Annotated in this window: 15 protein-coding genes; 11 read left to right on the plus strand and 4 right to left on the minus strand. The window is 68.7% G+C overall.

The features are described 5' to 3' along the window. Window positions 1–81 precede the first annotated feature (81 nt). From BOSE46_RS03180 to BOSE46_RS03190, 3 genes are read left to right on the plus strand one after another with little or no spacing between them, the layout of a single operon-like run. Window positions 82–426 carry a hypothetical protein gene (locus tag BOSE46_RS03180; RefSeq protein ID WP_159538207.1) on the plus strand — a complete coding sequence of 115 codons (345 nt, stop codon included), beginning with the start codon at window positions 82–84 and terminating at the stop codon, window positions 424–426. A 22-nt stretch (window positions 427–448) separates the two neighbouring features. Next, window positions 449–718 carry a hypothetical protein gene (locus tag BOSE46_RS03185; protein ID WP_159538209.1) on the plus strand — a complete coding sequence of 90 codons (270 nt, stop codon included), beginning with the start codon at window positions 449–451 and terminating at the stop codon, window positions 716–718. A 13-nt stretch (window positions 719–731) separates the two neighbouring features. Beyond that, a complete protein-coding gene (locus BOSE46_RS03190) occupies window positions 732–1,514 on the plus strand; it encodes an alpha/beta hydrolase (RefSeq protein ID WP_159538211.1) in 783 nt (260 codons plus the stop codon). A 16-nt stretch (window positions 1,515–1,530) separates the two neighbouring features. On the opposite strand, the gene BOSE46_RS03195 is transcribed toward BOSE46_RS03190, so the two are convergent. The 3 genes from BOSE46_RS03195 to mce form a co-directional block, all read right to left on the minus strand. Continuing rightward, window positions 1,531–2,751: a DivIVA domain-containing protein gene (locus BOSE46_RS03195; protein WP_159538213.1), complete on the minus strand. Its 1,221-nt coding sequence runs from the start codon at window positions 2,749–2,751 to the stop codon at window positions 1,531–1,533. Window positions 2,752–2,921: 170 nt separating this feature from the next. Next, window positions 2,922–4,259 (minus strand): crotonyl-CoA carboxylase/reductase, encoded by a 1,338-nt coding sequence (gene ccrA / locus BOSE46_RS03200; protein ID WP_159538215.1) that lies wholly within the window; start codon window positions 4,257–4,259, stop codon window positions 2,922–2,924. A gap of 83 nt (window positions 4,260–4,342) precedes the next feature. Beyond that, window positions 4,343–4,789 carry a methylmalonyl-CoA epimerase gene (gene mce, locus BOSE46_RS03205; RefSeq protein WP_159538217.1) on the minus strand — a complete coding sequence of 149 codons (447 nt, stop codon included), beginning with the start codon at window positions 4,787–4,789 and terminating at the stop codon, window positions 4,343–4,345. Window positions 4,790–4,920: 131 nt separating this feature from the next. Here mce and BOSE46_RS03210 point away from each other — a divergent pair, with 131 nt between their 5' ends. The 8 genes from BOSE46_RS03210 to BOSE46_RS03245 all read left to right on the plus strand — a co-directional run bounded on the left by BOSE46_RS03210 (window position 4,921) and on the right by BOSE46_RS03245 (window position 11,430). Further along, window positions 4,921–6,111 carry an acetyl-CoA C-acetyltransferase gene (locus BOSE46_RS03210; protein ID WP_159538219.1) on the plus strand — a complete coding sequence of 397 codons (1,191 nt, stop codon included), beginning with the start codon at window positions 4,921–4,923 and terminating at the stop codon, window positions 6,109–6,111. A 10-nt stretch (window positions 6,112–6,121) separates the two neighbouring features. Then, window positions 6,122–7,084 carry a methylmalonyl Co-A mutase-associated GTPase MeaB gene (meaB, locus tag BOSE46_RS03215; protein WP_201299496.1) on the plus strand — a complete coding sequence of 321 codons (963 nt, stop codon included), beginning with the start codon at window positions 6,122–6,124 and terminating at the stop codon, window positions 7,082–7,084. A 75-nt stretch (window positions 7,085–7,159) separates the two neighbouring features. Beyond that, window positions 7,160–7,318 (plus strand): hypothetical protein, encoded by a 159-nt coding sequence (locus tag BOSE46_RS03220; RefSeq protein WP_201299497.1) that lies wholly within the window; start codon window positions 7,160–7,162, stop codon window positions 7,316–7,318. 7 nt (window positions 7,319–7,325) lie between these two features. After that, window positions 7,326–7,874 carry a PH domain-containing protein gene (locus BOSE46_RS03225; RefSeq protein WP_201299498.1) on the plus strand — a complete coding sequence of 183 codons (549 nt, stop codon included), beginning with the start codon at window positions 7,326–7,328 and terminating at the stop codon, window positions 7,872–7,874. 55 nt (window positions 7,875–7,929) lie between these two features. Continuing rightward, window positions 7,930–8,841 (plus strand): tetratricopeptide repeat protein, encoded by a 912-nt coding sequence (locus tag BOSE46_RS03230; protein ID WP_159538221.1) that lies wholly within the window; start codon window positions 7,930–7,932, stop codon window positions 8,839–8,841. 104 nt (window positions 8,842–8,945) lie between these two features. Then, a complete protein-coding gene (locus tag BOSE46_RS03235) occupies window positions 8,946–10,109 on the plus strand; it encodes a hypothetical protein (protein ID WP_201299558.1) in 1,164 nt (387 codons plus the stop codon). Further along, a complete protein-coding gene (locus tag BOSE46_RS03240) occupies window positions 10,106–11,059 on the plus strand; it encodes a hypothetical protein (RefSeq protein WP_159538223.1) in 954 nt (317 codons plus the stop codon). Before BOSE46_RS03235 ends, BOSE46_RS03240 begins: the two co-directional genes overlap by 4 nt. A gap of 167 nt (window positions 11,060–11,226) precedes the next feature. Next, complete coding sequence (locus tag BOSE46_RS03245; RefSeq protein ID WP_056208020.1) at window positions 11,227–11,430, plus strand: cold-shock protein; 204 nt, start codon at window positions 11,227–11,229, stop codon at window positions 11,428–11,430. Window positions 11,431–11,499: 69 nt separating this feature from the next. On the opposite strand, the gene BOSE46_RS03250 is transcribed toward BOSE46_RS03245, so the two are convergent. Next, window positions 11,500–12,360 (minus strand): NUDIX hydrolase, encoded by an 861-nt coding sequence (locus tag BOSE46_RS03250; protein ID WP_201299499.1) that lies wholly within the window; start codon window positions 12,358–12,360, stop codon window positions 11,500–11,502. Window position 12,361 lies beyond the last annotated feature (1 nt).

Here is a 12,361-nt window from a genome sequence, read left to right on the forward strand (position 1 = left end):
GTTCTTTTTCCTGCGACGCCGGTAACTCCGGGTTGCTGACCTCGTTGCTCTGTCCAGAGGGGTATGTGGACAGGAGCAACGATGAACGGCACGTCGCTCGTGATCGTGGCTGCACGCACCGTACGCGTCGCGGCCATGATCGGTGTGGCTGGTCTGCTGGTCGGCTACATCGCGGTCGCCTCGTTCGCGAGCCGCTATGGCGCGTCGACCCCGATGGCGCTCGACAGCAAGAGCGATCAGACCGCGTTGTCGACGGCGGTTGCCAAGCAGGAGTCGGCCGGGCTCACCTGCAGCGAGAAGCCGATGCTGACCGACGTCGTGCTGTTCCAGCGTGACGGCGAGGCCAGCGTCACGATCTTGACGTTCGACCAGGCGCTCGAGGCGTCGAGCGCCCGTGAAGGCTGGATCAGGCGCTACTGCGCCTAGTCCACCTCCGTAGACTTGAGACATGTCCCGTCGCCGCGTCGCCCCTCGCGCGCACCCGCCGCTGCGGACCCCGACGGAGCAGGTCGAGGACAAGGCTGACGGCTCCTGGTACGTCCGGCAGCTGCGCGGGTCGGGTGCCGCCAAGGACTACCGTTGCCCGGGCTGCGCGCAGCTGATCCGCCCAGCCACCCCGCACATCGTCGCGTGGCCGGTGCAGAAGGCCCTGCTGAGCGAGGCAGCGATCGACGAACGCCGCCACTGGCACACGGCCTGCTGGGCCAGGAAGCACTGAGGACAGGACCTAGATGAGCGAGAAGATCCGTGGCAACTCCGTGCTGCCTGCGCGACGTGAGCAGATCACGCTGGAGACGGCCGACGGCTTGAGCCTCGTGGGTGAGCTGGCCCTGCCGCCCGAAGGCGATCCCGTCGCGACGATGATCTGCCTGCACCCGCTGCCGACGCACGGCGGGATGATGGACAGCCACCTGTTCCGCAAGGCGTCCTACCGGTTGCCTGCCCTCGCCGGCATCGCCGTCCTACGCTTCAACACCCGCGGCACCTCGAGCGTGCAGGGCACGAGCGGGGGAGAGTTCGACAACGCCGTCGCCGAGCGCTTCGACGTCGCGGCCGCGGTCGAGTACGCCGAGTTCGCCGACCTGCCGCACGTCTGGCTCGTTGGCTGGTCGTTCGGCACGGACCTGACCTTGATGTACGGACTCGAGCCCGTCGTCGAGGGCATCGTGCTGCTCTCGCCACCGCTGCGCTACTCGACCCCTGAGCACCTCAAGGCCTGGGCCGACTCCGGCAAGCCCGTGACGGCACTCATCCCCGAGCACGACGACTACCTGCAGCCGCCAGAGGCGCGCGAGCGCTTCGCCGCGATCCCGCACGCCGAGCTCATCGCCGTCGAGGGCGCCAAGCACCTGTGGGTCGGCGACTCCGAGCGCGTGCTCGACGAGATCACCCGCAAGCTGGCTCCGGCCGTCCCGGTGCCGTTGCCGGACACCTGGGACGGCCCGATGGAGCGCGCCGACTCATCGGCCTACCGCGACCGCACGGTCGCAGCGTTCAAGGATGTTCCTCGCTAGCCGGGTTCCGCGCTAGCTAGCTGGTCTTCTCCTCGACGGCCTCGTCCTCGGACTCGGCCGTCTCCTCGGCCTCGGCCTTGGCGGGCGCCTGCTGAGCCTTGGGCTCCTCGGCCTTGGGCTGCTCGGCCTTGGCCTCGTCGGCGGCCGGCTTGTCGGCCTTGGACTGCTCGGCCTTGGCCTTGGGGGCGTCGTCCTTGACGGTCGTCGGCGCGAACGTCGAGACGATGTCGCGGAGCTGACCCATCTGCGCCATGATGCCGTCGCGCTTGCGCTGCAGCTCCTCGACCTCGGCCCGCAGGACACGCGTCTGGCGCTCGGCGTCGGTCGTCGCGCTGACCCGGATGTGCTGGGCCTCGGCGCTGGCGCCAGACACGAGCTGGCTCGCTTCGGCCTTGGCGTTGTCGAGCAGGCGTGCGGCCTCGGCGCTGGCGGCGTCACGGGCCTTGGCGGCCTGCTCCATGATGTCGCGCGCACGGTCGTCGGCGGCCTTGGCGCGGGTCTCGGCGTCCTTGACCAGCTTGGCGGTCTGATCGGTGGCCGAGGCGTGGTTCTCGGACGCCTCACGCGCGAGGCGCTCCTTCTCGACGGCGAGCACGCGGCGGGCCTCGGTGACCTCGCGATCGGCGGCCGCGCGGGCCTGCTCGACCTCGCGGGTCGCACCGAGACGCATGTTCTGCGCGTCCTGCTCGGCGGCGAGCTTGACCTGGGCGGCCTCACGCTCGGCGTGGGCCCGCAGGTCCTCGGTGTGGGCGATCGCGTCGGCGTGCATCGCCTCGGCGTCCTCGAGGAGCTGCTTGCGCTTCTCCTCGAGCTCGACGACGGCGCGACCGCGCATCTCCTCGGCCTCGTGATTGGCGGTGGCGCGCACGATCGCGGCCTCTTCCTCAGCCTTCTTGACGAGCTCGTCGGCCTCGCGCACGGCCCGGTTGCGTACGTCCTCGGCCTCCTGCTCGGCCAGGCCGAGCAGCTGGGCGGCGTGGTTGCCCAGGCCGGTGTAGCTCGGCTTCTCGACAGCCTCGACGCGGTCCTTGAGCTTCTCGATCAGGTCGCGGAGGTTCTCGTTCTCGCTCTGGACCGACTTGAGGCTCTCGGCTGCCTTCTGGAACTCGGCTGACTGGGTGCGGACCCATGCGTCGACGGCGTCGCTGTCGTAGCCGCCGCGACGGGCGAGCGGGAAGGAGGCGTCGCCGGACTTCTCGGCGGCGTCGAAGATGGACAATCCGGACTGGTCGGACATGCTGTACCCATTCGTGAAAGAGAGGGAGTTGTCAGGTTGGGTCAACCATACCTGTCACCAAGGTGCACCGACACGGACGATCTCGGCCGCTCCTCGCGGAGCGACCGAGATCGTGGACCAGAGGCTCAGATGCCCCGACTGCGCCGATGGGTTCCTCGGATCTTCGTCCCTCAGATCCCTCGGAACCTGTTGATCTTGTCGAGGTGCACGGCGCGCTTCTCGGCGTCGCGGACGCCGAGGCCCTCCTCGGGAGCCAGGCACAGCACGCCGACCTTGCCCTGGTGGAGATTGTGGTGCACGTCGAGCGCGGCCTGGCCGGTCTCGGCGAGGGGATAGACCTTGGAGACGGTCGGGTGGATCAGGCCCTTGTCGATCAGTCGGTTGGCCTCGAACGCCTCACGGTAGTTCGCGAAGTGCGAGCTCTTGATCTGCTTGAGGTTCATCCAGAGGTAGCGGTTGTCGTACTGGTGCATGTAGCCCGAGGTCGACGCGCAGGTGATGATCGTGCCGCCTTTGCGGGTGACGTAGACACTGGCGCCGAACGTCTCGCGGCCGGGGTGCTCGAAGACGATGTCGGGATCCTCGCCGCCCGTCAGCTCACGGATCTTGGAGCCGAGACGCTTCCACTCCTTGGGGTCCTGGTTGTTCTCGTCCTTCCAGAACTTGTAGCCCTCGGCGGAACGATCGATGACGTGCTCGGCGCCGAGCGAGCGCACGATCTCGGCCTTCTCGGGCGAGGAGACGACGCACACGGGGATCGCGCCGCCGTTGAGTGCCATCTGCGTGGCGTACGAGCCGAGGCCCCCGGACGCACCCCAGATCAGGACGACGTCGCCCTGCTTCATGTTGGCGCCGTTCTTGCTGACGAGCTGGCGGTACGCCGTGGAGTTCACCAGGCCGGGGCTGGCGGCCTCCTCCCACGAGAGGTGGTCGGGCTTGGGCATCAGCTGGTTGGACTTCACGATCGCCAGCTCGGCGAGGCCGCCGAAGTTGGTCTCGAAACCCCAGATGCGCTGCTGCGGGTCCATCATCGTGTCGTCGTGGCCGTCGGGGGACTCCAGCTCGACCGACAGGCAGTGGGCGACGACCTCGGCGCCGGGCTTCCACGCCGTGACGCCCGGGCCGGTGCGCAGCACGACCCCGGCGAGGTCGGAGCCGACCACGTGGTAGGGCAGGTCGTGGCGCTTGGAGTACTCCGACAGGCGGCCGTAGCGCTCGAGGAAGCCGAACGTCGAGACCGGCTCGAAGATCGAGGTCCACACGGTGTTGTAGTTGATCGCGCTCGCCATGACCGCGACGAGTGCCTCACCGGGCGCGAGCTCGGGGATCGGGACGTCGTCGAGGTGCAGGCTCTTGCGAGGGTCCTTGTCGCGGCTCGCGAGGCCCTCGAACATGTCGACCTCGTCCTTGTGGACCGTGATCCCCTTGTACGTCTCGGGGAGGGCGATGCTCGCGTACTCCTCGGAGGAGGTGTCGCCGGCCTGGATGGCGTCAAGAATGTTCTGCACGTCTGGAGTCCTTCGGTCGGTGTTTCCGCGATGTTACTAAGCGTTAACTTCTGCGGCTATGCGAGAGGACTGTGATCCCGAACTCAGTGGGAGGCGGCCGGCTCGACCAGCTCGACGAGAACGCCGCCCGCGTCCTTCGGGTGCACGAAGTTGACCCGTGAGTCGGACGTGCCGCGCTTCGGGGCGTCGTAGAGGAGCCGCACACCGCGCTCGCGGAGGATCGCGGAGACCGCCTCGATGTCGGCGACGCGGTAGGCGAGCTGCTGGATGCCCTGCCCGTTGCGGGCCAGGAACTTCGCGATCGTGGACTCGTCGCTGAGCGGGGCCAGGAGCTGGATGCGCTGGTCGGAGTCGCCGACGGCCAGCATCGCCTCGCGGACCCCTTGCTCCTCGTTGATCTCCTCGTGCACCGAGTGCAGGCCGAACGTCGAGGCATAGAACTCGAGGGCGTCGTCGAGGTCGGGCACCGCGATTCCGACGTGGTCGATCGCGAGGAGCAGGTGGTCGGGGACGAGTGCGCTGTCGGACATGGAGACGAGGGTATGGCACCGGGACGGCAGTGCGGCGTGATCCATCGCACAGAACGGCATACCGACGTTACCTCTGAGTAAAGTGGAGATCACGGTCTTTTCGAAGACGTGTCTTGCGAAGGAGCAGCCCCATGACCCAGTCCGTGATCGTCGCCGGTGCGCGAACCCCGATCGGCCGCCTCCTCGGTGGCCTCAAGACCCTCTCGGGGTCGGACCTGGGTGGTCTGGCCATCAAGGGTGCACTCGACAAGGCCGGTGTGACCGGCGAGCAGGTCGACTACGTCATCATGGGCCAGGTTCTCGGAGCAGGAGCCGGCCAGGTGCCGGCCCGCCAGGCCGCGTTCAAGGGCGGCATCCCGCTGACGACCCCGTCCATCACGATCAACAAGGTCTGCCTCTCGGGCATCAACGCCATCGCGCTCGCCGACCAGCTGATCCGCGCCGGCGAGCACGAGATCATCGTCGCGGGCGGCCAGGAGTCGATGACCCAGGCCCCGCACATGCTGCTCGGCTCGCGTGAGGGCACCAAGTACGGCGACACCAAGCTGACCGACCACATGGCGTACGACGGACTGTGGGACGCGCTCACGGACCAGGCCATGGGTGGGCTCACCGAGCAGATCAACGCCGACGGCACCCAGTTGAGCCGTGAGGAGCAGGACGCGTTCAGCGCCCGCTCGCACCAGCTCGCCGCGACGGCGCAGAAGAACGGTGTCTTCGACGACGAGATCGTCCCGGTCGAGATCCCCCAGCGCAAGGGCGACCCGATCGTCGTCAGCGCAGACGAGGGTGTTCGTGGCGACACGACGACCGAGTCGCTCGGCAAGCTGCGCCCCGCCTTCAACAAGGAAGGCACGATCACGGCCGGGTCCGCCAGCCAGATCTCTGACGGTGCGGCCGCGGTCGTCGTCATGAGCAAGGCCAAGGCCGAGGAGCTGGGCCTCTCGTGGATCGCCGAGATCGGCGCTGCCGGCGTCGTGGCCGGCCCCGACTCGAGCCTCCAGCTGCAGCCCGCCAACGCGATCGCGAATGCCGCCGCCAAGGAAGGCATCGCGATCAGCGACATCGACCTGTTCGAGCTCAACGAGGCGTTCGCCGCCGTCGGCATCGAGAGCACTCGCGCGCTCGGCGTCTCCGAGGACAAGGTCAACGTCAACGGCGGAGCGATCGCCCTCGGCCACCCGATCGGCGCCAGTGGCGCACGCATCGTGCTGCACCTGGCGCTCGAGCTGGGGCGTCGCGGTGGCGGCATCGGCGCGGCAGCCCTGTGTGGTGGCGGCGGCCAGGGTGACGCCCTGATCATTCGCGTCCCCCAGAAGTAGTTCCCAGACGGTGAGCCGAGGCAGCCGCGCCATTCCCGTCGCCGAGCTCGTGGAACGTGCACGAGCCGGCGAGGCACGGGCCGTGGCGCGGCTGATCTCGTTGGTCGAGGACCGCTCGCCGTCGCTCCGCGAGGTCAGCGCGGCACTGACTCCGCACACCGGGTCCGCGCACATCGTCGGGATCACCGGCTCTCCGGGCGTCGGCAAGTCGACGTCGACCTCGGCGCTCGTCACCGCGCTGCGGGCCCAGGGCAAGCGGGTCGGCGTGCTGGCGGTTGACCCGACGTCGCCGTTCTCCGGCGGCGCGCTGCTCGGAGATCGCGTACGCATGCAGGACCACGCGACCGACGACGGCGTCTACATTCGGTCGATGGCCAGCCGGGGGCACCTTGGTGGTCTCTCGGCGTCCGCGCCGCAGGCGTTGCGGGTGCTGGATGCCGCCGGCTGCGACGTCGTGCTCGTCGAGACCGTCGGGGTCGGGCAGTCCGAGGTCGAGATCGCCGGGCTCGCCGACACGACCCTCGTGCTGCTGGCGCCCGGCATGGGCGACGGGATCCAGGCGGCCAAGGCCGGGATCCTCGAGATCGGTGACATCTTCGTGATCAACAAGGCCGATCGTGAGGGCGCCCAGTCGACCCGGCGCGAGCTGCGCTCCGTGCTGGCGATGACGGAGCGAGACGACCACGCGTGGAAGCCGCCGATCGTCCTGACGGTCGCGACCCGGGGCGAGGGTGTCGACGAGGTCGCGGAGCAGGTTGCCGCGCATCGCCTCCACCTGGGGGAGTCCGGCGAGCTTGAGCGCCGGCGACTGGCGCGGCTGCGGCGCGAGATCGAGGCCCTCGCGCTGACCGAGGTGCAGTCCCGGTTCGCCGGGCTGTCGGGCGATGCCCGGCTCGACGCCCTGGCCGAGCAGGTCCTGGCCGGCGAGACCGACCCGTTCGCGGCCGCCGACACCCTCGTTGAGCACGTCTGACGGCAATTTTCGACGTACTCGGCCCTCCCGGCGCGCCTTCGCGGCATGCATGGAGGCGTTCGACACAATGGTCGGGTGCTCAAGAAGGTCTTCCTGCTGCTGCTGATCGGCTTCGCGATCTATTACCTGCTGTCGACGCCCGATGACGCCGCCGACTTCGTGAGCAGCGCGTTCAGCGGGATCATCGACGCCTTCCAGCAGGTCGGTGTGTTCTTCAACGAGCTCACCAACTAGGCGTCTGATGTTGCGGGCACTGCTCGACCGGTTGCCTGATCAGGAGGTCGACAGTCACCTCCTCGCCGAGGAGGGCGAGGTCGTGATCGACCTCGTGCGCCACCACAACATCGTGTTCTGGAAGCCCCTCGCGGAGGTCGCCGGCACGGTCATGCTGTGGATCCTCGCCGTGATCGGCCCCATCCAGCTCGGCTGGCTCCTCATCGTCGGCGGGTTCGCCCTCGGCCTGCACGCGATCTACCTGACACTGCGCGAGCGGCGCGACGTCTTCGTGGTGACCAACATGCGCGTGTTCAGGGCGACCGGCGTGTTCTCGGTCCGCATCGCCACGATGCCGATCACCCGCATCCTCGACATCACCGTCGAGAAGCCGCTGCTCGGTCGGATCCTGGGCTACGGCCACTTCATCTTCGAGTCGGCGGCTCAGGCCCAAGGGCTCCGCCACATCCGTTACATCGGCGATCCCGATGCCCGTGACCTCACCATCCAGCGAGTCGTACAGCGCTCGGGTCTGCGCGGCCGCACCATCGAGCAGCGTCTCCTCGAAGGGAGCTGACCACCACCTCGCCCTCACCCGTCAGGCAGTTCGCGCCGGTTCCTACACTGGACGCATGAACTTCTCGCGCCCCGGCGCCATCGACCTCTCCGCGCTGAAGCAGCCGCAGGCCCGTCCGGGCCAGCCCGCCGCCGGCGGCGGCGGTACGTACGTCGTCGACATCACCGAGCAGAACTTCCAGTCCGACGCTCTCCAGGCCTCCATGAACCACGTGGTCGTCCTGAGCCTCTGGTCGCCGCGTTCGCCACAGAGCGAGAGCTTCAACGCGCTGCTGGGCAACCTCATCTCGCAGTACGGCGGGCAGCTCGTCCTCGCGCAGGTCGACATCGATGCCAACCCCGCGATCGCGCAGGCCCTGCAGGCCCAGGCCGTGCCGCTCGTCGTCGGACTCGTCAAGGGTCAGCCGGTCCCACTGTTCCAGGGCACGGTCGACGAGGCCGAGGCGCGCCGCTACTTCGACGAGCTGGTCAACGTCGCCGCCCAGAACGGCGTGACGGGACGCGCGCAGCCCACCGGTGCTCCCTCCGAGGTCGCCGACGACGTCGACGAGCCTGAGGACCCGCGGTTCGCCGTTGCCGATGCGGCGTTCGCGGCCAGTGACTTCGACACCGCCGTGACCGAGTACGAGAAGCTGCAGGCGCAGTACCCCGCCGACAGCGAGGTCTCCGAGCGGCTGGCTGGCGTCAGGCTGCTGGCGCGTACGCAGGGCGCTGACCTGCAGGCCGCGCGCAAGGCCGCGGCGGACGCACCCGACGACCTGGACGCGCAGATGCTGGTGGCCGACCTCGACGTCAGTGGCGGCCACGTCGACGACGCCTTCGACCGCCTGATCCAGCTCGTGAAGCGTACGTCCGGCGATGACCGCGAGCTCGTACGCCAGCGGTTGCTCGACCTGTTCACCGTGGTCGGCGTCGCCGATCCGCGGGTCGCGACGGCTCGCCGCGCGCTCGCGTCGGCACTCTTCTGAGCGATTCGGCCGCGTTCGGTCACGTCCGCCTGCCCGGTCTGGGGTGCGATCCCCGATAGGCTCACGGCGGCGTCAGTCGTTGACGCCCGAGAGGGAGTGTGGAGATGCGGACGAGGCTGAGCTGGGCACTTTCCGTGCTCAGCGTCCTCGTCGCGATCCTGGGCTTGGCCGTCATGGTCTACCTCGGCCCGGACAGTCGCGTCTCGACCGGCCCGCACCCGATCGACACCGACGGGATCGCGATCGTCACGGCACCCAGGGTCATCTCCTGGGCCGACGTGCAGGTCGACCTGCTCGCGGAGGTGCCGGTCCGCAAGCCCATCTTCGTCGGCATCGGCAACAGCGTCGACGTCGAGAACTACGTCGGCAAGACCCAGCGCCTGGAGGTCACCGGCTTCCACCGGCCGTGGGACGTCAGCACGCACGAGGTCAAGGGCCGGCCCAACCTGCCGGGTGCGCCGACCGCGCTCGACTGGTGGATCGCGCAGTCGGCCGGGCTCGGCGGCGCCAGCATCAGCACGAAGCTGCCCGACGAGACGGTCTCCGCGGTGATCCTGTCGGTCGGCTCGACCAATCTCTCCGGCGTCGAGGTCTCGCTGGCGTACGGGATCAAGGGTGGGTTCTACAAGGGCATCGCACTGCTCCTGCTCGGTCTGGCCGGCGTGTGGTCCAGCTGGCTGATGCGCCGCGACACCCGGATGTGGGTCGCCGACGCGTATGACGAGGAAGGCCCGATCATCGAGGAAGAAGTCGTCTACCTGTATGTCGACGAGGACGGCGTCGAGCACGAGCTGTCGGCTGAAGAGGCCGTGGAGTACGACATCGTCGACGAGTCGGTGGAGGTCGTGGAGGTTGACGAGGTCGACCCGCCCGAGCCCGAGGTTGCCGCCGAGCCCGAGCCCGAGCCCGAGCCGGCGCCGTTGCCGGAGAAGCCGCGCATCCCGGGCGTCATGACGGCTGCGGAGATCGCCGCGGCCGCCGACTCCCTGCCGGAGCCGGGACCCGAGCCTGAGCCTGAGCCCGAACCGGAGCCGGAACCCGAGCCGGAACCGGAGCCGGAGCCTGAGCCTGAGCCGGAGCCGGAACCCGAGCCCGAGCCGGAGCCGGAGCCGGAGCCGGAGCCGGAGCCGGAGCCCGAACCGACCCCGAAGCCGGCCGACGACGAGCGCGTCGTCTACGTCTTCGTCGACGAGGACGGCGTGGAGCACGAGGTGGGCGAGGACGAGCTGGGCGACTTCGAGATCGTGGACGACGAGGACGACTCGTGAAGCGCCTCGTCCTGCTCGCCCTGATCTGCGCGCTCGCGCTCTCGGCGTGCGCCGTGCCGCACAAGCGCGACGACCTCAGCCCCGAGAAGACCGCGGCGCGTATGCCGGAGGTCACCGCGGTGTTCAACGAGTACCGCAAGGTCCGCAACACCGCGATCGAGCTGCTCGACGCCAAGCCGTTGTCGATCGTCGAGAGCGGACCCGTGCTCGCGATCGACACCGGTTCGTTCGAGGTGTCGCAGCGGCTGGCCAAGACGCAGAAGCAGGACACCGGCTCGGTCGAGGTCACGGACGTGCAGACCCCGCGGTTCGGCAGATACCCGCTGTGGTTCTTCGCGGTCGTGCGCGATGCCGACGCGGGGGTCAACCGGGTGCAGATCTTCGAGCGCCAGACCGCCGTCGAGCCCTGGCTGCTGGTCGCCAGCCCGGAGACGCTCGCCGACACGCCGATCCCCGCGATCCGCAAGGAGGGCTCCGAGGCGCTGACCGTCAAGCCCGACGACGGCGTCGGGATGTCGATGTCGGCCACCGAGGCCGCCAAGGCATACGCCAGGACTCTTGCCGATGCGGACTCGTCAGCGGCCGGCACGGTGGCCGACGACTCGTTCATCAAGCAGATGCGGACGACAGCGGAGAACAACTCCAAGCTCGAGGGCGTGAAGTTCTCGCAGTCGTGGGGCAACGAGCCTGTGAAGTACGTCCTGCGCACCAGCGACGGGGGAGCGCTGGCGTTCGTGACCCTGCTGCGCCTCGACACGTACGAGGTCAGGGACGGCCTCACGGTCAGCTGGCCGGAGGGCACTCCGCAGCAGGCGTTCCTGTCGTCAGGCATCTCCAGCTCGGGCAAGCTGCGGTACTACCACCAGGTGTTGCTCTACATCCCCGGCGGCAACGATAAGCCCCGCGCGATCGGCCAGTACGGCGGCGTCGTGAGCGCAGATTCGCAGTGAGATGCGAAAGAGGGGTGTGACCCGCTAGCATGGTCACGTTGCACGACGTTGGATTCTACGGCTGATCAAGTTCCGCAAGGTAGCTAGTTCTTCTCGCAGGTTGGATGTGTGTCGCGACAGTCGCTCGCGAAAGGCGTGAGCGACACTCGCCAAAGAGGAGAAACAACATGGCTACAGGAACCGTCAAGTGGTTCAACGCTGACAAGGGCTTTGGATTCATCGCCCCCGACGACGGCAGCGAAGACGTTTTCGCGCACTTCAGCGCGATCGCCACGAGCGGCTACCGCTCGCTGGACGAGAACCAGAAGGTCGAGTTTGACGTCGAGCAGGGCCAGAAGGGCCTGCAGGCGACGAACATTCGTCCCCTCTGATCTTCTTGATCTGAAGTAACACCCACGAAAGCCCCGGAGCTTGCTCCGGGGCTTTCGTCATGCCTGGGACTACTCGGCGGCCTTGGGGGCTTCGCGGTACGTCGGCAGCGAACCGGACTCGACGGCCTCCAGCAGCTCGATCGCGGCGGCGGCGGCATTCGCGCGTACGGTCGGCGGATCGCACCAACGCACGGACTTGATCTCGGTGGCCTGCAGTGTCATGTCGTCGGTGAGCGAGCTGTCGACGACGCCCAGGTCGAACAGGAAGATGCACGCGTCGTCCCAGCCGCGCCAGGCCGGCAGCCAGTTGACCGTGATGAGGTCGCGGACCTCGACCGTGATGCCGAGCTCTTCCTGCAGCTCGCGGACGAGGCCGATCGAGGGCGCCTCACCGACCTCGACGACGCCGCCGGGCAGGTCCCACTCCTGCTTGTAGGTCAGCTCGCACAGCAGGACCCGGCCCTGCTCGTCGCGCAGCAGGCCCTGGCTGATGACCCGCTTGGTCGGCAGCCCGGCGTTGAGGATCGCGATGAACCCGTCGCGGCTGAACGGCTCGGGGTCGTCGACGATCCGCGCGAGGAGGGCGCGGTCGGGGTCGTCGCCGGCGCCGCGGAGCACGCCTTCGCGCCGCATGCCCGCGATCGACGCGGCCCGCACGTCGCCGAGCCGTTCGATCGGCACGCGGGCCTCGACCCGTGTCATGCCGAGGTCGTCGAAGGCGTACGTCAGGGCGAGTCGCAGGGCTCTGACGGCGACCGGGATGTTGTCGGTGCCGGCGTTCCAGCGGATCGAGGCCGTACGCCGGTCCTCGCCGCGCAGCGCGATGGTGCCGACGCGCTCTCCGTCGAGCACGATGGCGAAGCCCGTGAACTCGTCGGACCCCGACGTGGGCTCGAGCACGAGGTCGCCGTCGCGGAGGGTCTCGGTCACC

This window comes from Aeromicrobium sp. 9AM, assembly GCF_902506105.1.
Lineage (GTDB): Bacteria > Actinomycetota > Actinomycetes > Propionibacteriales > Nocardioidaceae > Aeromicrobium.

Excerpts from the sequence above, each read along its gene's own strand:
- BOSE46_RS03185 (WP_159538209.1), top strand. The coding sequence starts at position 449 with ATGTCCCGTCGCCGCGTCGCCCCTCGCGCGCACCCGCCGCTGCGGACC.
- BOSE46_RS03225 (WP_201299498.1), top strand. The coding sequence starts at position 7,326 with ATGTTGCGGGCACTGCTCGACCGGTTGCCTGATCAGGAGGTCGACAGT.
- mce (WP_159538217.1), bottom strand. The coding sequence starts at position 4,789 with ATGTCCGACAGCGCACTCGTCCCCGACCACCTGCTCCTCGCGATCGAC.
- BOSE46_RS03230 (WP_159538221.1), top strand. The coding sequence starts at position 7,930 with ATGAACTTCTCGCGCCCCGGCGCCATCGACCTCTCCGCGCTGAAGCAG.
- BOSE46_RS03235 (WP_201299558.1), top strand. The coding sequence starts at position 8,946 with ATGCGGACGAGGCTGAGCTGGGCACTTTCCGTGCTCAGCGTCCTCGTC.
- BOSE46_RS03180 (WP_159538207.1), top strand. The coding sequence starts at position 82 with ATGAACGGCACGTCGCTCGTGATCGTGGCTGCACGCACCGTACGCGTC.
- BOSE46_RS03210 (WP_159538219.1), top strand. The coding sequence starts at position 4,921 with ATGACCCAGTCCGTGATCGTCGCCGGTGCGCGAACCCCGATCGGCCGC.
- BOSE46_RS03245 (WP_056208020.1), top strand. The coding sequence starts at position 11,227 with ATGGCTACAGGAACCGTCAAGTGGTTCAACGCTGACAAGGGCTTTGGA.
- BOSE46_RS03190 (WP_159538211.1), top strand. The coding sequence starts at position 732 with ATGAGCGAGAAGATCCGTGGCAACTCCGTGCTGCCTGCGCGACGTGAG.
- BOSE46_RS03195 (WP_159538213.1), bottom strand. The coding sequence starts at position 2,751 with ATGTCCGACCAGTCCGGATTGTCCATCTTCGACGCCGCCGAGAAGTCC.